A 25,068-nucleotide genomic window follows, 5' to 3' on the forward strand; every position below is an offset into this window, starting at 1 on the left:
GCCTGGCCATTCAGTGCCCGGGCGGCCCCAAGGAGCTTGAGAAGATGCGAATCTTTGTAGTTGGATCCGGCGTGGTGGGTACGGCCACCGGCAAAGGTCTGCTCGAGGCCGGCAACCAGGTGACCTTCGTCGACGTCGCGCCGGAGCGTGTTTCCCTTCTGCAGGGGCTCGGCCTGGACGCACGGGCCGAACTCGATCTCCGGGCAGAGCGGGATTCCTTCATCTTCCTCACGCTGCCGACGCCCAACGTCGGCAGCCGTTATGACCTGTCGGCGTTCGTCGCCGGCACCCGCGGGGTCGGGCAGGCGCTGCGCGTGAGCGGTGGCCGTCATACCGTAGTCGTACGCAGCACCGTCGATCCGGGTACTACGGATGGCCTGGTCGGCCCGTTGCTGGAGCAGGAATCCGGCCTTCGCCAGGGCGACGGATTCCTGCTCGCCAGCAATCCCGAGTTCCTGCGTGCCGCCTCTGCGGCCGAGGACTTCCGCTGGCCGTGGATGACCGTGATCGGATCCCGGAACCGGCGCGTCCAGGAGCGGCTCGCGGAGCTCTTCGCCCCCTTCGGCGGGAGTCTGCGCATCTTCGACGACCCGATGACCGCCGAGTTCGTGAAGTGCGCGCACAACCTCTTCAACGCGACCAAGATCTCGTTCTGGAACGAGATGTACACGGTCGCGGATCGGCTGCGGCTCGACCTCGGCGCGATCGCGGACACGGTCTCGCGGTCGGCCGAGGCGTCCTTCAACCCCGCCTACGGCACCCGGGGTGGGGCACCCTACGGCGGTGTGTGCCTGCCGAAGGACACCATGGCCTTCCTCGGGTTCGCGGCGGGGGTCGGAGTGGACATGCCGATCCTGCGATCGGTCATCGAGACGAACTCCAGATTCGTCGACCGGACCGACCGGACCGACCGGGCCGACCGGGGCGACTTCGACGGGAGCGAGGGGACCGACGGCATCGACGTCGACGACGTCGACTACTTCCGGGAGCCGCTGCCCGGGCGTTCCGGCGCCGCGGACCGCGGGCTGGGCTCGACCGGGCGTGCGACCAGGGCTGCGGTGCTGGCCGCCGAGGCGGGGGAGCGCGGCGTCCGCTGGTCCACCAACGAGATCCGGGCGGCTGACGAGATCCCGCGCCACGCCACGGACCCGTTCGGACTCGAGCCGACGGACGGTACGCAGCGATGAGGACCGTGCTGCCGTGGCTGCTTCTCGTGGCCTTTCTGCGACCGCTGATGGAGATCTTCATCCTGGCCGCCGGTGAATGGTGGTTCCACACGACCTTCCGGCAGAACCGGGACCTCTTCTCCCGCTACATAATCCAGATCACCACCGTCGGCCGGGAACAGGACAGGGTAAACGAGATCATTCGGGAGATCCGGTCCTACCCGATGACGATGGACTACGAGATCTGGGTGACCAACGAGCCCGGCAACGGGGATGTGTACCCCGACGCCGACCGGGTCATCACCGTCCCGACCGACTTCAGCTGCGTGGCGCAGTACAAGGCCCGGGCGCTGGAGTTCAGCCGTATCGTCCGCCAGCATCTCGGCTACGACACGGCGGACACCAAGATTACATTCCTGGACGATGACACCTCACCGACCTGGGAATATCTGGAGACGGCCTATGCGGCCGACTACGACATCTGCCAGGGGGTGACAGCGCCGCGAATCGACTACGGCCGGGGGCCGTTCGCGCACTTCCTGCTGAGCCACATCGACGATCTGCGCTTCCACAACTGCATGACCTACTGCTCTTCGTTCCAGGGAATTCTGGGCCGCCCGCTGTTCGTCCACGGTGAGGGCCTGACCATCACCGGCCACACCGAGCGGACCGTCACCTGGGACTGGCGGATCTTCGCCTCCGAGGATCTCACGTTCGGCTGCAACGCCGCCGCCGCCGGGCTGCGGTGGGGCTTCTTCCACGAGTACATCCAGCTGACCTCCCCGTGGACGTGGAAGGCGTACTTCAAGCAGCGCCGCCGGTGGATGTGGGGGAACATCCACGCCATCGTGAACCGGGACGTCCTGCCGCTCGGCGCGGCGATCCGGATCGCGATCCGGTATTTCCTCAGCCTATTCACGTTCCTCGCGTCGGGTACCGCGGTCGTGCTGATCCTCACCGACGTCATCGAGGTGGCCGGCTGGGCGCACTCGCTGTTCTGGTGCTCGCTCGTGGTCTGGCTGGTGAACTTCGGGCTGAGCGGCTGGGTCAACGCCGGGCTGCGCCGGCCCGGCCAGAGCAGCGCGAGCTTCTGGACCAACCGGGTCCTGCAGACGCTCGCCGCGGTCGTACTGGCCCCGATCACCGCGACCTTCACCATCGTCGCCCTCATCACCACCCTCTACATGGGCAACCCGCGCAGCTTCGAGGTCATCGCCAAGACCGCGGCGACCAGCGACCAGCGGGAGCGCGACGGCCGCGACGGCCGCGACGGCGACGGCCGCGATGACCAGATCACCGCGCCGACCATCCCGACAGCCCGGGGCGCCTCCACCACGGATGACACCCAGCGGATTCCCTCCACGATCGGGGAACGGCTTCGATGACCACGAGATCCCCGGCCCCGGCCGCCGGCTCGGCGAACGACCTGCTGACGGCGAACCACGCGCTGACGGCGGCCCTGCTGCGCCGTGAGCGGTCCCGCAGGCGCGGTGTCCACCTGCTCATGGTGGTGATGACGCTGCTGTGCGCCGTGACGCTCAGTGTCACCGTCGGGCGCCAGTACCGGGAGCTGCAGTCCACCAGCGAGTTCTTCCACCGGCATGCCTACGTGCCGTCCTACGACCCGCTCAGCAACGTGATCCTCGGCCTGCCGCCCAACACCATCGACGTCCGGGACAGCGCGCCGGCGCCGGACATCCGCGGCATCACGCTGCGCCGGACCGAGATCGCCCTCGTCGCGGGGGGTGAGCTGGTCCGCAGTATCCCGCTGGCGGGTCCGGTGACAGGCCTGCCGGATGTCGTCCGGGCGGTCGACGATCCGTCCTGGATCGACCAGGACGGGCACGGGAAGGTCACGCTGCACGCGGCGCTGATCGTGTCACCGGGGGGGTCGCTGACCGTGACCGCGCCGGTCACGGATCTGGTGATGACCGTTCGCCGTGGGGTGCTGCTCGGCGTCGACGGCGGCCGGCTGACCCTCAACGGCGTCAACGTCCGGCCGGACACTGCCGGTGGGGACGTCAACCGCCACGCCGTCGACGAACGGCGCCCGTTCATCGTCGCCACCCACCAGGCACATCTCGCGATCACCCGCAGCCATCTGAGCTACCTGGGCCGGGACTGGAACAGCTCCTACGGCGTCGCCTGGTCGGACGGCTCCACCGGGAGCATGACCCATTCCGAGGTGGACCACAGCTTTATCGGGACGTACACGGACCACGCCCGGGACGTGTTGATCGAACAGAACTGGTTCCACGACAACACGCTCTACGGCGTCGACCCGCACAGCTATTCCACCAACATCTCCGTCCGGCACAACGTGAGTGAGCGCAACGGCCGGCACGGGATCATCTTCTCGGACTTCGTCACCGGCGGTGTCGTCGAAGGCAACATCACTCGGGACAACCGGCTCAACGGCATCATGATGGACGCCTCCAGCACCGGTAACCGGATCATCGGCAACACGTCCACCGGGAACCGGGGCGACGGCATCGTGCTCGCCTCCTCGCCGGACAACGTGCTCGCGAACAACATGGTCACCGGCAACCGGGTCGGCATCCACGCTCGCGGCGACCGTGCGAACGTCCAGGTCCGCGGGAACACGGTCGAGGGCAACCAGCTGGCCAGCCAGGGCGTCGAGCTGGCCGGAAACACCGTGCGGGACAACGGCGACCAGTGGCGGCCGCGGGTCCTGATCGGGATCTGGTCGGCGGTGCCGCTGGTCGTGGTGCTGCTGGCCGGCGTGACCGGGCTGGCGCGCCGGCGGCGGGACCGGATGAGCGGCCGCCCGGCGCTGGCTGTCGGGACCTGACTTGGCCGCCGGTGGAGGCACGCCGACCGCGCCCGGCCCACGGGCGTCCGACCAGCGATCCCCGGGCACGACGTTCGCCTATCCGGGCCTGCTCTACCCGCGGGTGACCGACGCGCGGCCGCCCACCGCGGCCGCGCCCGTCGGCACCGGGCCCGCTCCGGCCGTTCCCGTCGCGGACACGCCGGACAGCCCCGACCAGGCCGGCGGTCCCGCCCGGCCCGCCGGTCCCGCCCGGCCCGATGGGCTGGACACGACGGACGGGTCGGCTGGTCGGCTCAGAAAGTTCCGGCCGGATATCGAGGGCCTGCGTGCGGTCGCGGTGATCCTGGTCGTCCTCGGCCACTCCGGACTGGCCCTTCCCGGTGGCTTCGTCGGCGTCGACGTGTTCTTCGTGATCTCCGGCTTTCTCATCACCCGGCAGCTGATCACGGAAAGATCCGCCCGCGGACGAATCTCGCTGGCCGGGTTCTACGCCCGCCGGGCCCGCCGGATCGTGCCGGCCGCCACGGTCGTGATCGTGGCGACGATGCTCGGCGCCTGGCGGTGGGTGTCGCCGCTGCGCATCCACTCGACCGGTGTCGACGCGGCGCTGTCGGCCGTGTCGGCGATCAATATCCGGCTGGCCCAGGCCGGCACCGACTACCTCCGGGCGGAAGGCCCGCCCTCGCCGTTCCAGCATTTCTGGTCGCTGGCGGTCGAGGAGCAGTTCTATGCGGTGTGGCCGTTGCTGCTCGTCGTGACGGCCGCGCTGGTCGGCCCGGCCCGACGGCGGCGCACCGGCCCGGTCGCGGTGCTGCTGCTCGTGGTGGTGGTGGCGTCGCTGACCCTCAGCGCGGTCCTCACCCCGCGGTCGGCGCCCTGGGCCTACTTCGGCAGCCACACCCGGGCCTGGGAGCTGGCACTGGGCGCGCTGGTCGCGTTGGGAGCACCGCGGCTGGGCCGGCTGCGGCCAGCCCTGTCCGCACAGCTGACCTGGCTGGGGCTCGCCGGCATCCTGGTGGCCGCCTGCGTGTTCGGCGAGGACACGCTGTACCCCGGGCTGGTGGCAGTGCTGCCGGTCGCGGGGTCGGCACTGGTCATCGCCGGCGGGTGCGCCGCGCCGCGCCGCGGCGCCGAGCTGCTGCTGCGCCGGCGGCCGTGCCAGCTGGTGGGACGGGTCAGCTACTCCTGGTACCTGTGGCACTGGCCGGTGCTGGTTCTCTGGCCGCTGGCCTCCGGGGAGCCGCTGCGCACGGGTGAGAAGCTCGCCGCCATCGCACTGTCGCTGGTGCTCGCGGTCCTCACGTACCACCTGGTCGAGAATCCGATCCGGCGCAGGCCGGTGCTGGCCCGGCGGCCGGCGCTGGGGCTGGGGCTCGGCCTGGTCTCGTCCGGTGCCGCGGTGCTGGTCGCGCTCCTCGTCGCCCAGGCCGCCGCGCTGCCCACGGGCGGCCCGACGGCGACCACCAGCCTGGCCGCGGCCGTCGGGGCGACGGTCGGCCCCGGCCCGCTCAGCCCGGACGGACCGGCCGCCTCAGGTGCCGACCCGGCCGGCACGGGTGCCGTCACGGTGCGGTCCGCGGCGCTCACCGGGCTGATCGAGCGGTCGCTGGACCTCGGCGACCTGCCGGGGGGCCTGCGGCCGTCGCTGGAGCAGGCCCCGAACGACTACAAGTCGAACCGGTGCTACACCTCGATCACCAGCGGCACCCCGACGGACTGCGTCTACGGCGACCCTCAGGGCCGGCGGACGGTGGTGCTGTTCGGCGACTCCCACGCCAACCAGTGGTTCAACGCGATGAACGAGGTGAGTCGGCGGAACGGCTGGCGGCTCGTCCCGTACACAAAGGGCGGCTGCCCGCCGGCGGACTACCCGAACTTCGTCCTGGAGACCCTCAAGCGGGTCTACACCGAGTGCAACACCTGGCGTGCCGACGTGCTGGGCCGGATCAGGGCACTGTCGCCCGACCTGGTGGTCATCGGCTCGGAGGCGCGGACGGAGGCGATTCGGGTCGGGCCCGGGGGCATGACGAAGGTCGTGCGCGACCTGCGCTCGACCGGGGCCAAGGTCGTCCTCATCGAGGACACCCCCTACCCGGGCTTCGACGTGCCGGACTGCCTGGCCCGGAACCCGACGAACGTTCGCAGGTGCATTGTTCGGGTCGCCGGCGCGAAACTGACCGAACCGCAGCGCGCCATCGAGATCAGGGGTGCGGCGGCCGGCGGAGCGATGCTCGTCGACCCGGTTCCGTGGCTGTGCACGAAGGACGAGTGCCCGCCGATCATCGGTGACACCATCGTGTACTACGACAAGAGCCACATAACCGGGACGTATTCGACCGCGTTGGCATCCTATCTCGGTCCGGCCCTTGTTCGGCTGGCCGGCTGACCTGACCGATCCGCGGGTGTTTCACCGGCGATACTGAGCCTTTTCCGTCTCACGGTGCACGGCCAGCGATGCTGCGGATCCGAGTCGACGATGGAAAAGGCTCAGCCGGGCGCGGCCTGCACCGCCCCGGGCCGCCGTCAGGCGCAACATGTGGTCCTGCGCCCGCGGGGAACGGGTGACGCCCAGCGGCAGAAGAGACAAAACGCGGGTCGGGGGAGAACGCGGTGAGTGCAGGGTCGCGACGGAGCGTGCTGCTGGCGGCGCTGCTCGGTGCCGGTGCCGGTGCCGGTGCCCTGGCGGGCTGTGCGTCCGGTCCGCGGCACGGTGATCCCGAACGTGCTCCCGAGGTGCCGCTGCTGGCTCCGGCGACCACGCCCGTCGCCCCGCGTCTGCAGAGCTTCTTCGGGCCCGGGCTGGTCATCCGCCGGCACGGCTCGTACGGCCTGGAGCGGGTGGCCGTGCGGCCGGCCGGCGCGGGCTGCGGGTGGAGATACATCCGGGTCGGCTACCCGGCCGGGTCGGCCAGCCAGCTGTCGGTCGAGCGCGACGGTGCGCCCTCCGGCGGCGCGCAGGCCTATCTCCTTTTTCGGGACGGCCCCCGCGACGACGTCCACCTCAGCTACCGGGTCCGCTTTCAGGAAGGTTTCCAGTTTGCCCGGGGCGGCAAGCTGCCAGGTCTTTTCGGTGGTGACCACGTGGCTGGTGGGCACACTCCGGACGGAACCAACGGATTCTCCACGAGATACATGTGGCGCGCCGGTGGAAAAGGGCAGGTGTATGCCTACCTGCCGACATCGACGGATTACGGGACGACTCTCGGCCTGGGCACCTGGGAATTCGTCCCGGGGCGCTGGGCGGTGGTGCAGCAGCGGGTTCGGCTCAACACCCCGGGCCTGGCCGACGGTTCGGTGGTCGTCTGGGTGGACGGCCGCGAGGTCTTCCGCCAGGACGGAATGCTCTTCCGTACCACTCCGGCGCTGCGGATCGAGGGGGTCTTCTTCTCCACCTTCTTCGGCGGCGACGACCTGAGCTGGGCCAGCCCGATCAACCAGTACGCGGACTTCGCGACCTTCGTGGTCTCGGACCGCTTCATCGAGGCGGCTCCCGCCGGGCTGTGCTGAGACGATCCTGGGATCCCCGCCGACAATTAGTGCAAGGGCGACAAAGGGGGTGCAGGGCCGCCTGGCGACCCGCAAGAAGGAAGGATTGTGGTCGTCGCGACGACCACAATCGTCCACTCTTGCGACTCGCCAAACCGGGCTACCGGGCTACCGGCGGCCGCGGCGGCGGCTGTCCCTGCTGTCGTTACCGGTGTCTCCGAGCGTGACCTCGTTGCCGGTCACCAGCCCCGCGCGGCGCAGCGCGTCGGCAATCGCGCCGTCGGTTCGCCCGCCACCGCGCTGGCCACCGCCGCCGCCACCACTGCCGCCACGCTGGCCGCCGCCGCCACCGCGCTGGCCGCTACCGTCGCGCTGGCCACCGCCACCGCCACCGGCCCCGCCGCCGCGACGCTGGCCGCCGCCACCACCGCCACCGCGCCCGCCGGCCGACTCACCCGAGGACCCTCCGGCCGCCTGGCCGCCGTCCCGCCCGGCGCCACCGCGGCCGGCCCCGCCTCGGCCGCCACCGCGACCCGTGCGCCGCTCGCCCTGGCCACCGCCGCCGGCCTCCGCAGTGCCCGGGGCGGCGTCGTCCAGCCGCAGGGTGAGCGAGATCCGCTTGCGCGGGATGTCGACGTCGAGCACCTTCACCCGCACGATGTCACCGGGCTTGGCGACATCCCGGGGGTCGCTGACGAAGTTCTTCGACATCGCCGAGACATGGACGAGCCCGTCCTGGTGCACGCCGATGTCGATGAAGGCACCGAAGGCCGCGACGTTCGTGACGACGCCCTCCAGGACCATGCCGGGCGTCAGGTCGGCGAGCGTCTCCACGCCTTCGGTGAACTCCGCGGTGCGGAACGCCGGCCGCGGGTCACGGCCGGGCTTCTCCAGCTCGGCCAGGATGTCCGTGACGGTCGGCAGACCGACGGCGTCGTCGACGAAGTCCGTCGGCCGCAGCCCGCGCAGGGTCTTCGTGTCACCGATCAGGGCCGCCAGCTCGCCGCCGGCGGCGGACAGGATGCGGCGCACGACCGGGTACGACTCCGGGTGCACGCTGGAGCTGTCGAGCGGGTCGTCGCCGCCGCGGATGCGCAGGAAGCCGGCGCACTGCTCGAACGCCTTGGGCCCGAGCCGCGGGACGTCGAGCAGGCCCGTCCTGGACCGGAACGGGCCGTTGGCGTCACGGTGGCGGACGATGTTGTCGGCCAGTCCGCCGCCGATGCCGGAGACGCGGGCCAGCAGCGGCGCCGAGGCGGTGTTGACGTCCACCCCGACCGCGTTCACGCAGTCCTCGACGACCGCATCCAGCGAGGAGGACAGCCTGGTCTCGGACAGGTCGTGCTGGTACTGCCCGACCCCGATCGACTTCGGATCGATCTTGACGAGCTCGGCCAGCGGGTCCTGCAGCCGGCGCGCGATCGACACCGCACCGCGCAGGGAGACGTCCAGCGCGGGCAGCTCCTGCGAGGCGAAGGCCGACGCCGAGTACACCGACGCACCGGCCTCGGAGACCATGACCTTGGTCAGCTTCAGGTCCGGGTGCCGGCGGATCAGGTCCTCGGCGAGCTTGTCGGTCTCCCGCGACGCGGTGCCGTTGCCGATGGCGACCAGGTCGACGTTGTGCTCGGTGGCGAGCCGCGCCAGGGTGGCGATCGACTCGTCCCAGCGGCGGGCCGGCACGTGCGGGTAGATCGTGTCGGTCGCGACGACCTTGCCGGTGGCGTCGACCACGGCCACCTTCACGCCGGTGCGGAAGCCGGGGTCGAGGCCGAGAGTGCGCCGCTCCCCGGCGGGGGCGGCGAGCAGCAGGTCGCGCAGGTTCGCGGCGAAGACCCGCACGGCGGTGTCCTCGGCGGCTGTCCACAGCCGCATCCGCAGGTCCACACCGAGGTGGACGAGGATCCGCGTCCGCCAGGCCCAGCGGACGCTGTCGAGCAGCCAGCGGTCGGCCGGGCGGCCCTCGTCGGCGATGTCGAAGCGGTCGGCGATGCGCCGCTCGTAGTCGCTGGGGCCGGCCGCCGCCGGTTCGGCCGGGTCGACGGGCGCGTCCGGCTCCAGGCTGAGGTCGAGCGCCTCCTCCTTCTCACCGCGGAACATCGCGAGGATGCGGTGCGACGGGAGCTTGGTGAAGGGTTCGGCGAAGTCGAAGTAGTCGGCGAACTTGGCGCCGTCGGACTCCTTGCCCTCGCGCACCCGGCTGACGAGGAAACCGCGGGACCACATCCGCTCGCGCAGGTCGCCGATCAGGTCGGCGTCCTCCGCGAAGCGCTCGACCAGGATGGCGCGGGCGCCTTCCAGCGCGGCGGTCTCGTCGGCGACGCCCTTCTCCGCGTCGACGTAGGCCGCGGCGGCCGTACGCGGGTCGAGGGTGCGGTCGGCGAGCAGGGCGTCGGCGAGCGGCTCCAGCCCGGCCTCGCGCGCGATCTGCGCCTTCGTACGGCGCTTCGGCTTGTAGGGGAGGTAGATGTCCTCCAGCCGGGCCTTCGTCTCGGCGGCCATGATCTGCGCCTCGAGCGCGTCGTCAAGCTTGCCCTGACTGCGGATGGAGTCGAGGATCGCCGCCCGGCGTTCCTCGAGCTCCCGCAGGTAGCGCAGCCGCTCCTCCAACGCGCGCAGCTGCGCGTCGTCGAGGGTGCCGGTCGCCTCCTTGCGGTACCGGGCGATGAACGGCACGGTCGCCCCGCCGTCGAGCAGTTCGATCGCCGAGGCCACCTGCCCCTCGCGTACGCCCAGCTCCGCGGCGATCCGCGCCTGGACAGTCACCGTCTCCGGGAGGGACGCCGTCGTCACGATCCGCAACCGCCTTTGCCTGTGTCCTCATCGTCCCCGCCGGTACCTCTCCCGGGGGTTGGTACTCCAGATAATCCCTCTCCACCGATCGCCCGTGGCGGTCGGGGGGAGCACGGTGCCCCGGCGGGACTCGTTGGTGCGGGCACGCGCACATGGTCACGTCTGTACTTTTTGTGCTTATTCGGCGTGCTGGGCGCGCTTCGTCCCCCAGTTCGGGTAGGCCACCTCCGGGCAGCCTCGGGCAGCCCCGAGCCGCGGCGCAGGCCTGTGCCCGCACCGGGCCCACACTGTGCCCGCCCTGGAAGTGCCCCGCTGTGATCCGAAGGCCTTCCACGCGGCCACGCCGGGCGTGGATACGGACCGTGACCGCGGTCCGCCGGCCGCCGGCGGGTTGCCGCCGGCCCGTGGCGGCTGGCCGGGTCAGTGCAGCCTGGCCTCAAGCCCGTCCAGGACGGCGTTGCTCAGCTTGCGGATGCCGATCGGGGCGAAGGTCTTCTCGAAGAAGCCGCCGATGCCGCTCGCGCCATCCCAGGTGGTGTGCGCCGACACCGTGCTGCCGCCCGCCCCGGCGGCCCGGACCGACCACTCGGTGCGCAGTGACGAACGCTGGTCGGCCTCCAGCAGCTTGCCGGCCGACGGGGTGCTGACGAGCGCGTCCACCTCGCGCACCCGCTTGCGGGTCGCGTGCAGCCGGTAGGTGATGCGGGTACCGGCGCCCTCGCCGCCCTCGACCACCCGATAGTCGGTGATCATCTCGGGCCACAGCTGCGGCCGGGTGCCCGCGTAGTCGGACAGCAGGGCCAGCACCCGCTCCGGTGACCCGCCGACGATCCGCTCCACCTCGACACTGATACGTGCCATTCGCCACTCCGTCCGTTCGGCTGGGCCCTGATGGCCGTCGTCCGCGCAATGCCGAGACTATCCCAGGGGCCGCAAATGCGGTGCACGAGCCCATCGTCGCGGGCCGCCACCGGCGAATTGTGGGAACGCCGCCCGGTCGATAATGTGACCGCGCTGCCCGGCGGCGGGGCCCGTCGCGCGCGGTCCGTTTGTGGAGAAGGCAGCGCGAAACCTGTGTCGTGCCGGTTGGACGGGGGTCCTGTGCAACATTCTCCGCAGACGTCCAGTAATCCTGGGGAAGTAGCGGCTCCGTCGCGCGGACCGCTGCGCGCGGTCGGTGACACCCTGGTCTTCCTCGCCGGAGCACAGCCGAAATTCCTGCCGCCGACCGACCGGGCCCGGTTCGTCACCGCGGGCGTGCTGATGCTGCTGACCTCGGCACTCGCCACGTATGCCGGCGCGACCGTGGTGTCCGTCGGTTTCGGCACCGGAATGGCCCGCGCGCTTCCCTACGGGCTCTTCTACGCCCTGTTCATATTCTTCATCGACCGCTCCGTCCTGCTGACGCAGTCGTCCTACCGATATGACGCGGAGGGTGGCGTCAAAACGACCGGACCGGGCTTCTCCGTGATGGTCCGGGTCTTCATCGCGGTGTGCGGGGCAATTATCGTCGGCGAGGCCATACTGCTCCGCATCTTCGAAACCTCGATCGCCACCACCGTCACCGAGATCCAGCAGGAGGAGAACGGTCGGATCATGGCCTCCTGGGATGCGAACCAGGAGGGTGAGCTGGCCGCCCGCACCGCTGATCTGGCCGCGAAGAAAAGGGGGCTGGATGCCGCCAACTCACTTGTCGAGGCCAAGACCGCGGAGGTGAACTGCCAGCTCACCGGCGGCCCGTCCTGCCTCGTCGGGGCCGGGCCGATCTACCAGATCAAGCTCGCCGAGCTGGCCGCCGCCACCGCCGCCGTAGGTGACGCCACCCGGCTGCGGGACACCGCCCAGCGTGGTCTGGACGAGTTCCGCGCCACCCAGGAGAAGAACCGGACCGCCTTCGCCAGGACCGCCGCCAGCACCAGCGTGGCGGCGAACGACCTGCTCATGCGGGAGAAGGCGTTCTGGAGACTGACCACGCGGGACCGGTCGGTGCTCGCATGGCGGCTGCTGCTGACCCTGCTGCTGCTCGGGGTGGACCTCGCGCCACTGCTGTCCAAGCGCGGGCTGGACGCGAGCCCGTACCGGCGCCGGGAACGCCTCGCCCGGTGGCGGGACGAGACATCCGCCGAGGTCGAGGCACTGCAGGTGGGTCACAACGCGCGCGAGCGGCGGGATCTCGCGCCCGCGGTGGCGGCCCGGCTCGCGGCCCGATGGGAGGACTACCAGATGCGGCGGGACGGCGTCGAAGGCGCTGTCCGCTGGACGGCCGACACCGCCGACGCACGTCTGGCCGAGGAGGAGATCAGCGCGGATCGGCAGTCGCAGCTGCTGGAGCTGCGTGCCCGGCACGGCATCGTCGCGGTCCCGCGCACACCAGGCCTTCCGACGGCTCAGGTGCCCGCGGCCACACCACCGTCGGCTCAGGTGCCACCGGCGGCGGCACAACCGGGCCCGACGGCCTCGCCGAGACCACCGGCGGACGCCGCCGAGCACTGACATCCGGCTGGGTATGCCCGGCTGGGTATGCCTCGGGCCCGGGCTAGGCGGTGTGACCGCGCCGGTGGCGGCGGCGTGCGACGACAGCGGTCAGGACGCCGAGCGCGGCCGCGCCGCCAGCCGCGGAGCCGGCGATTCGCGGGTTCTCCCGCGCCCGGTCCCGGCCCACCACCGCCAGCGAGGTCGCCTTCGTGCGCCCCGCCGTGCCAGCACCGGCGACCTTGGTCTTCACGCCCTGCGCGGTGCGTCCGGCGACCTTGTGCGGGCGGAGCCGGTCGGACAGCACGTCGAGGTCCTGGCCGAGCTGCGCACGGGTCGCCTCGATCTCAGAACGGATTTCGTCGGGCTTGGTGCTGGTCACGTGCGCCATCCTTTCGACGATGCTGGGTGCCTGCCTTGCCGGGTGCCTGCCGTGCCGGGTGCCGGCGCGGGGTGGTCAGTGCCGCCGGTTCTGGGCCCAGTGGATGTCCTCGCGCAGCGTCTCCACCGTCTGCTTCGGTGCAGGGTGCACCGCCTTGACCGTCCGGCGGCCCAGCAGCGCCAGTGCGCCCGCCGCGGCGGCCAGCACGACACCCACGATCAGCGCCGCCCATCCCAGCGCCATGACCGAGCCGAGCCCGAACATGACGGCGAGCAGGACGAACACGAGTGCGAAGAAGCCGGCGCCGCCGGCCGCCGCGAACATGCCGGCGCCCTTGCCGGCCTTCGTCGCCTCCTCGCGCAGCTCGGCCTTGGCGAGGGCGACCTCCTGGCGGAACAGCGTCGAGACGTCGGTCGCCACCTCGGCGACGAGATGCCCGGTCGACGCCGGGCGTCGCCGTTCAAGGCCGGCGCCGCTCGTGCTCCCGGCACCGGGCATGCTCCCGGCCTCGGTGCCCACCGCGACGGCCCCGGAGCCGGGGTGAACGGCGGTGCCGGCGCCGACACCGGAGGCCGTCGGGGTGGCTGTCGCGGCCCCGTGCGGGCTGGCTCCCCGTGCGACCGTGCTCGCCTGGCGCGCTCCGGTGGCCGCGTTCGCCGGGGGCGAGCCGTCGACCGGCACACGCACGGTGACCTGCGCGTCCGGCGGTATCCCCGTGCGGTCCACGGGGGGTGTGGCCGGTGTCGTCGGCTGGCGGCTGAGTGTGCTGGTCATGCCATCCCCTTCTCAACCGGACCGGAGACCCGCCCTCCGGCGGTGTCCATACGGATCGGTGTAGACCCGGATGCCCGCCGGTCGCCGGATAAACCGTGGTCGGGGGGGACGGATCGGGGTGACGAGGGGGCGGGGAGTGCGTCAGTCGGCGCGTTCCTGCGGGGACGAGTGCTCCCAGTCCGCGAGAATGGTGCGAATCCCGGTGACCAGTGACAACGGCTGGTCGAGCATCACGTGGTGCCCGGCGAGCGGAATCTCGATCACTGGCGCGACCCGGCCGAGCAGGTTGTACATCAGGTGGCCGATGTCCGGCGTCACCAGGCCCTTCTCTGCGCGGAACAGGACGACCCGGCAGTGGACCTTGCGCAGGATCTCGGGGGACGGTGTCCGGTTGCCGAACACGTTGGGGTCGAACTTCCAGGCCCAGCCGCCCAGCATCGCCCCCATCGAGTTCCGTGCGATGTGATCGATGATGTAGGAAAGGCTGTTCGGCTGTTCGGGAACGGTGCGGAACCGGGCCAGCGCGTCGGCCGCAGTCGCGTAGACCCGCAGGGGGCCGAACGCCGTCCGCTCCCGCGCCGCCCGCTCCTCGGGGGTTGACTCCTTCACCGGCGAGTCGATGACGACGATTCCGGCGACCCGGTCCGGGTACTCCGCCGCGGTGGTGATCGTGACCCAGCCACCCATGCTGTGGCCGATCACGATCGGCGGCGAGGTGATCCCCGCGTGGTCGATCACCGCGATGACCTCGGACGCCCAGGTGCTCAGCGAGTACTCTTCGCGCCGGCCGCTGTCGCCGTGACCGGACAGGTCCAGCGCCAGGACCCGGTACTCGGCCGGTATCAGCGGCGCGATGTGGTCCCACCAGCCGGCGTGGGCCGCCCCGCCGTGCACCAGCACGATCGCGGGCCCGTCGACCGGCCCCCAGCACCGGTAGCTGATGGCCGTCCCGTCGACCTCGGTTTCCAGCCGATCGGGGCGAGTATCGATGGCGGCCTCGAACCAGGCCGGTGCTTCGTCATACATCCATGTCTGCCGTTCGGCTCGTCGTTGTGGTCCTCGGCGACTGCCGCATCCCTGATGAAACACCGTGGACGAGCTCGCGCCGGTGTCTGCCGGTTCGGTGACGGATTCGTCGGATTTCCGACTCACCGGTCGAGACGGAATCGCACCTGCTCCAGAACCCTCCGGAATCGGTCGCATGGTTGCCGCCACGCTGCGTTGGCGCAGCCGTACCGTTCATCGTTGCAGGGCACGGTAGAAGGCCACATGCCGGGACGCGGCGAGATCCCAGCTGAAGCGGCTGGCCACCGCCCGGCCGGCGGCGGTCCGGGCGGGATCCGGCAACGTGCCCGGCCACGGCTCGGTCGCGTCGAGAACCTGGTCCAACGCGGCCGCGAAGCCCGTCGGGGACGACGCGAAGGACACGGCGCTCCCGGCCGCGCCGAGCACCTCGCGCAGCACCGGCAGGTCGCGGGTCACGACGGGCACCCCGGCGGCGAGCGCCTCCAACGCGGCGAGCCCGAAGCCCTCCTTCGCGGACGGGAACGCGAACACGCTCGCCGCGGCGACCAGGGCGGGCAGCTCCTCATCCGGCACCGGACCGAGCAGGACGGGCTCGATGCCGAGCTCGGCGGCGCGGGCCAGCACATGATCACGGTAGCCACGGTAGTCGAACAGCGTCTCCCCGCCGGCGAGGACCAGCGACACCGGCGTCGAGCGGCCGCGCAGCAGCGCGAACGCCTCGATCAGGTCGGACGTCCCCTTGCGCGGTTCGATCCCGCCGACGGTGAGGACGTACCGGCCGAGCCGGGACTGCCAGCGTTCCCGGGCCRCCCGGGCGGGGCCCTGCGGGGCCGCCGCGGCGGTGAACCGAGCCGCGTCCACGCCGTTCGGGATGACGGTGGCGTTGATGCCCCAGCCGGCGGCCAGCTCCGCGGCGACGGCGGTCGAGACGCACACATGCGCCCGCGGGCGGCGCAGCGCGCGTTCATGGCAGGTGACCAGCTCGGGAGTGGTGAACGTGTCGAGATGGTGCACCGTGCGGACGCAGTCGACCACCGCGTTCGCGGAGATGCAGTCCTGGGCATGTACGACGTCGTAGGCGGCGCCGGAACCGGTGCCGGTGCCGCGGTGCGCGTCGAACGCCTCGCCGAGCACGGCGATTGAGCGCAGGATGCGCTGCCCGACCGACTCGTCGCCCGGGGCATCCGGGAACGGCACCGCACGCACACGCACGGCGGGGTCGACCGGCCGGAAGAATCCCGTGTCGCCACCGCGGGCCAGCGTCCACAGGTCGACCTGGTGCCCGGCCCGCGCCAGCGCCTCGGCGAGCGCGAGGGTTGCCACCACCCCGCCACGTGGCCGGGTCGAGTAGGTCAGCAGTGCCACCGAGAGCGGCCCGATCCCGCTCGGCCCGATCCCGCTCGGCCCGGTGCCGCTCGGCCCGGTGCCGCTCGTGGTGGCGCCGCGCTCAGTTCCCACGGGCACGGGCGCCGGCGCCCTCCTGGGCGAGGGCCTCGGTCGCGATTCCCATCAGCTCCCCGTGGCTGGGRCCGGGTACGGGATCCGGGCGCCAGCCCGTCGCCAGGACGTCGCGCACCCGGGCGACGAACGTGCTGTCGGTCAGCACGGCGGACGGCGGCAGCAGCGCGTTCTGCAGGCGGGTGAAGCGGTCCCACACCCAGGGGTCGCGGCGGGCGGCCAGGTACGCCTCACCGTTGGTGACGCCGGCCCCGGCCGCGGCCAGGGCGTTCGCCCCCCACTCGGGTCTCGGCGGCCACGGGGTGTATCCAGTCGGCAGCGCACCATTGGTGGGTGACGGGTGGTCGCCGCTGCGCACGCCCGGATTGTCCGGCCGCCACCGCAGCAGGCGGGCGGCGTCCTGGTGGACGGAGTCCTCGAACCAGGGGGCGAACTCCGTGCGCAGCGACTGGTCGAGGGCGAGCGCCCGGTCGGCCGGGTCGCGGATCGCCCGGACCGTCTCGGCCAGCCGCACGGCACCCAGCAGCGCGAGCGTCACCCCCCGCGTGTGCGCGGGGTTCGTGATGATCGCCGCGTCGCCGACCGTGAGCAGGCCGAGCACCCCTGGACGCCCGTCCGCCACCAGCGGCCGTAGCCGGTTGCTCAGGTGCGACATCGCGGTGACGGGTGAGACCGGCACGACCTGCTCGGCGTCAAGCCACGGCGCGAACATCTCGATGGCCCGGGCCGCCGCGTCGAAGGCCGCGCCGTGACGAAGCACCCGGATGTCGCCGTCCTCCGGCAGGACGCCGAAGGTCATCGAGAAGACATCCCGGTCGGCGGGGAACATCAGGCAGGAGTAGCGGTCGAAGGACGCGCCGGCGGTGTGCCCGCGGTTGAGCGCCACGGCGGGCTCGGGGCCGCGCCGCCGGTAGAAGCGCGAGTAGTAGGCGATGCCGCAGTCGACCTCGGCCGGCGGCGGCAGCTCCGCTCCCGCGTCGACGAGCCAGCGGCGGACCGGCGACAGCCGCCCCGCGGCATCGACGACCAGGTCGGCGGTGCGGCTGCTGCCGTTGGCAAGGCGCACACCGCGAACCACCAGCGGCGCACCCGCCCCCGACGCCGCCTCCGCTCCTGGCACCGCCTCCGCTCCCGACGCGGAACCCGCTCCCGACGCGGACCCCGACCCGCGCGCTTCGGTCAGCAGCCCGGCGACCCGAGCACCGGACCGGATGGTGACACCGGGCTCCCGGCCGACCACATCCCGCATCACCCAGTCCAGGGTGGCGCGGCGGCACCCGAGCACGACGAGCTCGTCGTCCTCCGGTGGGACGTCGGTCAGCGTCGGCGGGGCATGCTCGCTCAGCCGCGTCTCCCGGACACCCACGGCCCGCAGGCCGTCGAGGATCTCCGGGGCGTGCTCGCGGAGCAGGGCCCGGCCCCGGGCCAGGAACGCGTGCGAGTGCCAGGTCTGCGTCGCGCCCGGACGGTGCCAGTCCGCCACGTCCGCGAGGTCGGAAGGCCGGTCGTCGGGGTCGCGATCGAGGACGTCGACGCGCCAGCCGCCGCGGGCCAGCAGCAGGGCTACGGCGAGCCCGGAGGCCCCGGCGCCGATCACGATGGCGCTCGGCATCAGTGCGTCCGGCATCAGCGGGCCACCGCGCCGGAGCGCCGGGGGTCGTACGGGTCACCGGCCAGCAGGCACGGCGGCTGGTAGGTCGCGGCACGCCGGTCGGCCAGCAGGTTCATCCCGCCGCGTGCCCGCCGTAGCGCCTCGGTGACGTCGACGGTCGTGACGGCCTGGCCTTCGGCCGTACCGGTGGTGGCCAGCACCGAGCCGTCCGGGTGGACGACCTTCGCGTTGCCCACGAACCGCAGCGACCCGAAAGCGCCGGTCTGGTTCGACGCCACCCAGACAACCTGGTTCTCCAACGCGCGAACCTGGTCGTAGAGATTGAACCGGTGCAGGGAGCGGTCGTCACCGACCTCCTGGGCCGGCTGGGTGCTGGAGATCGGCCACGCTGACAGGCAGGCGATGATCGCCGCGTCGGCGAGGGCGAGGCTTCGCCCGGCTTCCGGGAACGCCTTGTCGTAGCAGATCATCATTCCCATCCGGCCGAGCGGGCTGTCGAAGGCGGTGAAGGAGCGGCCGGCTTCGAACACGAGGCCCTCGCCGAGTGGCTGGTGCACCTTGCGGTGGCGGCCCAGCACGCCGTCACCGTGGACACACACCGCACTGTTGTACCGGTAAGGACCGTCACGCTCCGTGTAGCCGGCGCAGACCACCATATCTTGGGCGAGCGTGACGAGCCTGGCGATTTCCGGTCCGTCCGGATCGAGTGCGGGCGGCCCGCCGTCCGGCGCCAGATCGGCGCCGCTGGGCGGCAACGTGTGCAGGTAACCGCCGAGCGCGGCCTCGGGCAGGACGAGGAGATCCACGCCGCGCTGCCGGGCCGCGTCGATGTGCGCACCGATTCTCGCGAAGCATTCGTCCAGGTCACGGCCGAACGGCGCGGCGACCGCGGCGATGGTCACCGGGCCGCGGGCAGGCCGCGCCCGCCCGCTGCCCACCACCGGGCGCCACGTCGTGCTCACGCGTGGCCCAGGCCCGTCACATGGCCTGACAGCGCCGGGGTGAGGACTCCGTCCGGCCAGCGCAGCGTCACCCCGGAGCCGTTGAGCAGGCGGCCGCAACGTCCCGAGGTCGCCGGGCGGGGCGCCGGCACCGGGCGGTCGTCGACGTCCGCCGTAAGCATGGCGTAACCGGGGAAGCAGGTGAGCCAGTCACCGACAGTCGCCTGCGCCGGCCGGGGAACCGCGGCGACGTCCAGCTCGGCGGCGCAGCCGCTCGCCTCGGCGAGCATGCCGAGCGTGCCGACGATGCCGACCATGCTGACATCCTTGGCGGCGCACGGCCGGTGCCGGCGGGGCAGGTCCAGCATCGCGCGCAGCTCGGCGGTGCGCCGCGCGGACGTCGAATCCCACTGCCGGCCGGAGTACCCGGCCCGCCAGTCCCCGCCCAGGTCGGCGGTGAGGGTGACCGCGTGCCCGGGCAGGCCCCCGCCGGCGGGGATCGGCTGGTCGGAGCGGCCCAGTGCCGTGACGGACAGTGCCGAGGCCACTCCGAGCTGGGTGTGCCCGCCCAGTATGGGGACGCCGTACCGCTCCGCGGCGGCCCGCAGCCCGCCGATCACCCGCGCCACCCGGGACACGGTCGGCCCGGCGACCGCGTCGAGCAGGCCGACCGGCCGCGCGCCCATCGCCGCCAGATCGTTCAGGTTGACCAGCACCCCGCACCAGCCAGCCCAGTACGGGTCACGCTCGACCATGGACGGGATGATCGCGTCGCAGGCGGCGACGACGTCGGTGCCGGGCACCGGCGCGCCGTCGTCGCCGACGAAGCCGGGGCCGCCCGGACGCAGGCCGGCCAGCAGGTTCGCCAACGGCGCCTTGATCGAGGCGGCGACCGCGGCCAGCCGGTTGATCGGCCAGCGCATCAGCACATGGGGGCGGCCTGCGACCGTCGTCGTCCCGGCGATCATCCAGCCGAGCCGGCCGAAGAAGCGGACCCGCTCGGGCTGCACCGCGGCGTCGAAACGCAGCACCCCCTCGTTCTCGGCCCGTGCGCAGGCCGCCCGCACCAGTGCGGCACCGACCCCCGCGTACCGGGCGCGCGCCGCGGTCGCGACGACGAGCCGGCCGCCCTGCCAGGCGCCGATGTCCTCACCGCGCCAGATGGGTGCGAGCCGTACACCGCCGATGACGACCCCGTCATCCGGGCCGCCGACCACCCGGGCCACCAGGACGATGCTGCGCGGATCGGTGTCGACCTCGTCGAGGTCGCCGGCGACGCCGGCGGGGAAGAGTCCCTGCTCGTCGACGAAGACCTCGCGCCGCAGCCGCGCATAGGCGGTGAAGGTCGCCAGGTCGTCGGCCTGTTCGACGCGGTAGGGCGGCTGCGCGTCCAGCGTGCGCCGGTCGCCCCAGACGGCCAGCGTGTCCACCGTCTCCGCCCGGTTCCGGGATGGAGCGCGATCTCCCGGCAACAGACCGTACATGATCATCCCCCGGCCTGGGGCAGCGCCGAGCACGCCCCGCAGGCCGCGCAGCCGGCGCCCTGATCGGCACCACGCATCCCGGCCGCCGCCAGCGCTGCCGCGACGCGGGCCGTCACGTCCGAGACGAGCTCGGGGTCGGGCGCCTGGGCGCCGTCGCGCGCCGCGAGCGTTCCAGCCAGCGGACGGAACGGGACGACGAAGGGGTACACGCCCAGCGAGATGAGCCGGCGTGCGCCCTCGACCAGCTCCTGGGGGTCCTCCCCGAGCCCGACCAGCAGATAGGTCGACACCCGGTTCCAGCCGAAGACCCGAACCGCCTCCGCCCAGGCCCGCTCGTACTCCGCGAGGCTGACGGTCGCCTTGCCGGGCGTCCAGCGGCGCCGGACCTCGTCGTCCAGCGACTCGATGTGGATGCCGATCGTGCTCGCCCCGGCGGCGCGCAGCTCACCGAGGATGGCCAGGTCCTCCGGTGGCTCGCACTGCACCTGGACGGGCAGGCCGGGAACGGCGGCCACCACCGCGCGCACACAGTCGGCGATCAGCTTGGCGCCCCGGTCGGGGCCGGCGGTGCTGCCCGTGGTCATGACCATCTGACGGACACCGTCGAGCGTGACCGCGGCCCGCGCCACCTCGGCGAGCTGCTCCGGGGTCTTGAGCCTCGTCGTCGCGTCGGCGCGCAGTGACTCCTCGATGGCGCAGAAGCGGCAGCGGTCGGGCTCGCGGTACCGGACGCAGGTCTGCAGCACGGTGGTGGCCAGGACGTCCGCGCTGTGCAGGCGGGCGAGCCGCGAATACGGCACCCCGTCCGCGGTCGTCAGGTCGTAGAAACGCGGCCGGCGTACCGGTGTGGCCTCGACGCCGAGATCCGTCCCGGCGAACAGGAGCCGGCCGGCGTCGATGGAGTAGGGGCTGGTCGGGACGATGGGCAGGGCCAGGCCTCGGCCCGCGACGACGACGTGGCCGTCGTCGCTCGGCCCGGCACCGCTGCGGCGCTGGACCGGAGCGCTGACACGCACTCCGTGGACGGCGACAGCGCTGCGCACGGCGAGGTCGAAACCCCCGGGAGGCCGGGTGTCCGCCGCCTCGTCCGGCCGGCGATCGGTCGCCAGGCCATGGTTCATCTGTGTCTCCCGTCGGGGGTCCGCGCCCGGCCCGTCGGCGCGCGTGGGCATCCAACGGCGGGCCTGGGCGGGAGATCGGGGTGGAGCGGTGAGATCGCGCCCGCGCCAGGCGCATGGTCCGGCGCGGGCGGCGCGGCCTGATGCGGCGTCAGAGCATGTACGTCGAGTTCACGATCGCGCCCTTGCGCGTGTAATAGATCACGCAGTCCTGGATGTCGAGGGGGTGGGCGGGGATGACCCCCTCGATCAGGTCCTCCTCGCGCAGGCCGTGCAGGGACAGGCCGAACCGGCAGACGTAGACCTTCCCGCCCTCCTTGATGAAGGTCTCGATCTGAGCGTTGATGTTGTGCTCGCCGGCGAACGCCGAGTCGCCGGTGTGCGGGAAGCCCCGGGTGGCCATGCAGTTCATGGCGCCGGGACCATAGAAATAGATGACTGTTTCGAAGCCTTTGCGCAGGGCCCGGGTCGCCTGCAGGATGGCCACGTAGGTCACCGAGGACTCGTGCGCGATGCCGTGGATGAGCGTGAGGTAGGACTCGCCGTTCTCGGCCTGGAAATCGGGGAACAGCTTCGTCGAGCCGTACAGGTTGCTCCCCGGGGGGAGCGACGGGTGTGGCACCTCGGTGAGGCTCTGGCGCTCCAGCTCCGTCAGCTCCATTAGTGCTCCTGTCCTGATCTGGTCCTGGTCTGGCCTGGAGTGATCGACTACTGCATCTTCGCCTGGATGGGCTACTTCAAGTAGTCGTCGGGTGTGGTCGTCCTGTCCGCTTTCGGAAGTAGAGGTCCTGGAAGTTCTCCGACAGGACCCTGCGCGCGAGCTCCGGGTCGTCGATCGCGGCGGTGAGCCGCGCGAGCTCACCGGGGTGGTCGCTCCACGGCTCGTCACTGGCGAAGAGCAGCCGGTCGTGGCCGAAGCCGCGGCGGGCGACCTCCGCCGCGTACCAGCGGGGCGCGAAGCCGACCGCCCAGCTCGCGTCGGTGTAGACCCGCCGGCCGGCCGCGACCCAGTCGAAGAACCGCCCACCGATCAGCTTGATGTGCCCGCTCACGCCTCCGCCCAGGTGCACCAGATGCACGGCGACCCGATCGGCGTACTCGTCGACCAGCCGACCCATCCGGTCGACGTCGGCCGGGCCGCCGGGCGAGGTGTGGACATGAACGACGAGGTCGTGGGCGGCCGCGACCGCGAAGATCCGATCGAGCCGCCCCTGGCACGCCGGGTCGTCCGCGTCGCCGCCGAGCAGGAAGCTGAGCTTGAGCGCGGCGACGCCGGGCTCGCCGGCGAGCGCGAGCGCCCGCTCGGTGGCCGCCGTGTCCCGTACCAGCGGCGACACCCACAGACCGGCGAGGATCCGCTCGTCCGCCTGGGCCGCCTCCACGCACAGCTCGTTCAGCCCGAACGGGACCGACGGGTCGGGCACGCCGTAGTTCGGGATCACCAGCGCCGCGGACGTRCCCTCGGAGTCCAGGTCGGCGCGCAGCTCGGCGATGGTGGCGCGGGCACCGACCGTGGGCAGGACCGCTGGCCCGYCGTAATAGGGATGGGCCGGCAGCACACCGAGATGTCGATGCCCATCGTGTACGTCCGGTCGCGGCACGGTGGCAGTGAAGCACCCTGGTGTTTCCCGTGTGTGGCCAACGTGACAATCCGGTCGCATCACTGGCTCCTTTGGTCCTCGCGTTGCCGGAAACTGGTCTTCGGATGACCCCTCTGGGTAGTCGGGGCGCAGTTCCCGTCCGCTCGATGTGATCTTTCCGTTGATCGTCCCGTCCGCCCCCTCATCGTTGGAGCAAGCTGGAAACATGCGGTACGCGGTGATGGCAGACCTGCATGGGAAGCGCAAGGCACTGCGCCGGGTCCTCGCGGCCGCCGACAAGGTCGGGGTCGACGAGGTGGTGTGCCTTGGGGACTACCTGGAGGCGAAGGTGCCCTGGCGCAGGCACGACCCGGCCCGGTTCTGGCCACTCGACGAGGTCGTCGATCCCGACCCCGAGCTGTGGTCCGACCTTGTCGCCGTGCGGCGCATCCTGGGGAACCAGGAGGAGCGGATCCGGGACCTGCTCACCCCCGAGCAGACGCCGGACCTGCTCGCGCCGCTGCTCTCCGGGCAGTCGATGACCCACATCGACTGCGCGCTGGGGATGCACGGGCACCAGATCGGCTGGAGTCACGACGAGGTCTCGGATTCCTACCTGCCCCGCGTCGAGGACGTGCCGGCGGTTCCGCTCATCCTGGTCGGGCACACGCACCGGCGAGCGGTGTTCGAGATCCGCTGGGGCGTCGAGCCGGGTGACGGCGGCACCCACGCGCCCGCGCCCGGGGCTCGGGGGGAGGACGAGCCCGAGCCGGATGAGCGGGTCGGGTCGGTCAGGTCCGTCCCGGTGGTCTCCGGTGTACCGGTACCGGTTCCCACGCGGGCGGTCGGCGGGCGTGGGCTGGTGACAACGGTCGTCAACGTGGGCCCGGCGATCGGCCGCCCCAGCAACTGGCTCTTCTTCGACGCGGATCGCGGCGAGATCGTTTTCGAGGAGGCCTGACCAAGGCCCAGGCCCCTGGGGGCCAGGCCGAAGGCTCCGGCTGGACGACTCGATGGCTCGACGGCTCGACGAGGCCCTGACACGGTGTCCAGTTGCACAGGATCACCCCTCCATGTCGTTGGTCCCACAGGGTGGGGACTTTGGTCCTGTCGCGTCTGACATCTGGGGGTCGTAAGGTGGATATACGTCCCGGCGAGACCCGCGCAAACCCTACGTTCCCCCCGTACGTCAGGAGTTGCTCGGCCCGCCGGGGCTTCTTCTTTTTCCGGCTCCGACGCGTGACCTGCGCCCGCCTTGGAACCGAAACAAGCCCACAACATCGCTGAAACGTGCCGATGAATRGCACATCCGGTGGGCTGGTGGTGCGAGAACCGCCGAGTGGCCATCTGGCGCGCGGGTCGATTCTCCTGGTCGAGTTCATCCGGTTCGCCCATGGTGAGCTGCCGCACTGATCCCAGCCTTCACGTGAGGGTGCTCTTTTCCTGACACGGATGACCGCTGTCGGCTGTGATAGCTGCGGACGGCGATAGCGGGCATGCCGATCGCTGCGGCCAGTACGACATGTGCACTGGTTCGGTCGCCCGTTCCGCTTGCAGGATCGAGTCGGTATCAGCTCGGTATCGCCGCTGCGGGGAGGTCGGAACGGTGACGATCGTCGTGTGTACGACACCGATCGGGCGAACCCATTCGGTGACCTACCATCATCATGATGATGACGATACGAATGCGGTCGACCCCGGTTGGGCAGCACTCGGCTGGCGTTGGCCTTCGTTCGTCGCATAGGCAATATGTGTCGTCGCTTTGGGTTGGAATTGCGTCGGGGGTGGAGCTCACCTGCGAGGCGTGGTCGAGGGTCACTCGGCCGGGCTATGAAAGTCGTGGCGGGTGCCGCTCACGGGGTCTGTAGCCTTCCAACAGCAAGGTGGGGGCAAATACACGCGATCCGGGCGGGTCGGACCTTTGGTTTTGATCAGTCGGATGGTCTGGTTTCGCGACGTTGCGAGCCGGCCTGGGGGCGAGC

19 protein-coding genes are annotated in these 25,068 nt (G+C 71.7%); 7 read left to right on the forward strand and 12 right to left on the reverse strand.

The annotated features are described in order from the left end of the window. The first annotated feature begins 44 nt into the window (after positions 1–44). From CcI49_RS10715 to CcI49_RS10735, 5 genes are all read left to right on the forward strand, one after another. Positions 45–1,187, forward strand: a complete 1,143-nt coding sequence (locus CcI49_RS10715) for a UDP-glucose/GDP-mannose dehydrogenase family protein (RefSeq protein WP_076826088.1) — start codon at positions 45–47, stop codon at positions 1,185–1,187. After that, positions 1,184–2,551 (forward strand): glycosyltransferase family 2 protein, encoded by a 1,368-nt coding sequence (locus CcI49_RS10720; RefSeq protein WP_076826090.1) that lies wholly within the window; start codon positions 1,184–1,186, stop codon positions 2,549–2,551. Before CcI49_RS10715 ends, CcI49_RS10720 begins: the two co-directional genes overlap by 4 nt. Beyond that, on the forward strand, positions 2,548–3,978 hold the full coding sequence (locus tag CcI49_RS10725) for a right-handed parallel beta-helix repeat-containing protein (RefSeq protein WP_076826092.1): 1,431 nt from the start codon (positions 2,548–2,550) through the stop codon (positions 3,976–3,978). The genes CcI49_RS10720 and CcI49_RS10725 overlap by 4 nt, the downstream gene beginning before the upstream one ends. A gap of 1 nt (position 3,979) precedes the next feature. Continuing rightward, the gene (locus tag CcI49_RS10730; protein ID WP_083749424.1) at positions 3,980–6,346 is read left to right on the forward strand and encodes an acyltransferase family protein; all 2,367 of its coding nucleotides are present in this window, start codon (positions 3,980–3,982) and stop codon (positions 6,344–6,346) included. Between the two features lie 224 nt (positions 6,347–6,570). Then, positions 6,571–7,467: a polysaccharide lyase gene (locus CcI49_RS10735; RefSeq protein ID WP_076826094.1), complete on the forward strand. Its 897-nt coding sequence runs from the start codon at positions 6,571–6,573 to the stop codon at positions 7,465–7,467. A gap of 147 nt (positions 7,468–7,614) precedes the next feature. On the opposite strand, the gene CcI49_RS10740 is transcribed toward CcI49_RS10735, so the two are convergent. Both CcI49_RS10740 and CcI49_RS10745 read right to left on the reverse strand, forming a co-directional pair. After that, positions 7,615–10,239, reverse strand: a complete 2,625-nt coding sequence (locus CcI49_RS10740) for a Tex family protein (RefSeq protein WP_076826250.1) — start codon at positions 10,237–10,239, stop codon at positions 7,615–7,617. A 420-nt stretch (positions 10,240–10,659) separates the two neighbouring features. Next, positions 10,660–11,100, reverse strand: coding sequence for an SRPBCC family protein (locus CcI49_RS10745; protein WP_006544117.1), 441 nt, complete (start codon positions 11,098–11,100; stop codon positions 10,660–10,662). Between the two features lie 240 nt (positions 11,101–11,340). Between CcI49_RS10745 and CcI49_RS10750 the strand changes: the two genes are divergently transcribed. Beyond that, on the forward strand, positions 11,341–12,732 hold the full coding sequence (locus CcI49_RS10750) for a DUF4407 domain-containing protein (RefSeq protein WP_054568514.1): 1,392 nt from the start codon (positions 11,341–11,343) through the stop codon (positions 12,730–12,732). Positions 12,733–12,775: 43 nt separating this feature from the next. Here the strand turns inward: CcI49_RS10750 and CcI49_RS10755 are convergent, their stop codons facing one another. The 10 genes from CcI49_RS10755 to CcI49_RS10800 all read right to left on the reverse strand — a co-directional run bounded on the left by CcI49_RS10755 (position 12,776) and on the right by CcI49_RS10800 (position 23,167). Continuing rightward, positions 12,776–13,093, reverse strand: coding sequence for a DUF3618 domain-containing protein (locus CcI49_RS10755; RefSeq protein WP_054568513.1), 318 nt, complete (start codon positions 13,091–13,093; stop codon positions 12,776–12,778). Between the two features lie 75 nt (positions 13,094–13,168). Next, positions 13,169–13,867 carry a phage holin family protein gene (locus tag CcI49_RS39605; protein WP_083749425.1) on the reverse strand — a complete coding sequence of 233 codons (699 nt, stop codon included), beginning with the start codon at positions 13,865–13,867 and terminating at the stop codon, positions 13,169–13,171. Positions 13,868–14,008: 141 nt separating this feature from the next. Next, positions 14,009–14,893 (reverse strand): alpha/beta hydrolase, encoded by an 885-nt coding sequence (locus CcI49_RS10765; protein ID WP_054568512.1) that lies wholly within the window; start codon positions 14,891–14,893, stop codon positions 14,009–14,011. A 213-nt stretch (positions 14,894–15,106) separates the two neighbouring features. Further along, positions 15,107–16,288 carry an MSMEG_0565 family glycosyltransferase gene (locus CcI49_RS10770; protein ID WP_076826255.1) on the reverse strand — a complete coding sequence of 394 codons (1,182 nt, stop codon included), beginning with the start codon at positions 16,286–16,288 and terminating at the stop codon, positions 15,107–15,109. 52 nt (positions 16,289–16,340) lie between these two features. Next, positions 16,341–17,978 carry an NAD(P)-binding protein gene (locus CcI49_RS10775; RefSeq protein ID WP_241839993.1) on the reverse strand — a complete coding sequence of 546 codons (1,638 nt, stop codon included), beginning with the start codon at positions 17,976–17,978 and terminating at the stop codon, positions 16,341–16,343. After that, positions 17,978–18,925, reverse strand: a complete 948-nt coding sequence (locus tag CcI49_RS10780) for a carbon-nitrogen hydrolase family protein (RefSeq protein WP_063793183.1) — start codon at positions 18,923–18,925, stop codon at positions 17,978–17,980. The genes CcI49_RS10775 and CcI49_RS10780 overlap by 1 nt, the downstream gene beginning before the upstream one ends. Further along, positions 18,922–20,388 carry an MSMEG_0567/sll0787 family protein gene (locus CcI49_RS10785; RefSeq protein ID WP_076826261.1) on the reverse strand — a complete coding sequence of 489 codons (1,467 nt, stop codon included), beginning with the start codon at positions 20,386–20,388 and terminating at the stop codon, positions 18,922–18,924. The genes CcI49_RS10780 and CcI49_RS10785 overlap by 4 nt, the downstream gene beginning before the upstream one ends. Positions 20,389–20,390: 2 nt before the next feature. Next, entirely contained in the window at positions 20,391–21,509 is a 1,119-nt protein-coding gene (locus CcI49_RS10790; RefSeq protein WP_076826259.1) for an MSMEG_0568 family radical SAM protein, read from the reverse strand. 148 nt (positions 21,510–21,657) lie between these two features. Then, on the reverse strand, positions 21,658–22,167 hold the full coding sequence (locus CcI49_RS10795; protein ID WP_054568510.1) for an MSMEG_0572/Sll0783 family nitrogen starvation response protein: 510 nt from the start codon (positions 22,165–22,167) through the stop codon (positions 21,658–21,660). A gap of 76 nt (positions 22,168–22,243) precedes the next feature. Beyond that, on the reverse strand, positions 22,244–23,167 hold the full coding sequence (locus CcI49_RS10800; protein ID WP_198955498.1) for an amidohydrolase family protein: 924 nt from the start codon (positions 23,165–23,167) through the stop codon (positions 22,244–22,246). 145 nt (positions 23,168–23,312) lie between these two features. On the opposite strand from CcI49_RS10800, the gene CcI49_RS10805 reads away from it, so the two are divergent. Then, entirely contained in the window at positions 23,313–24,047 is a 735-nt protein-coding gene (locus CcI49_RS10805) for a metallophosphoesterase family protein (RefSeq protein WP_054568508.1), read from the forward strand. Positions 24,048–25,068: the final 1,021 nt, after the last annotated feature.

Origin of the sequence: Frankia sp. CcI49, assembly GCF_001983215.1 — a bacterium.
Lineage (GTDB): Bacteria > Actinomycetota > Actinomycetes > Frankiales > Frankiaceae > Parafrankia > Parafrankia irregularis.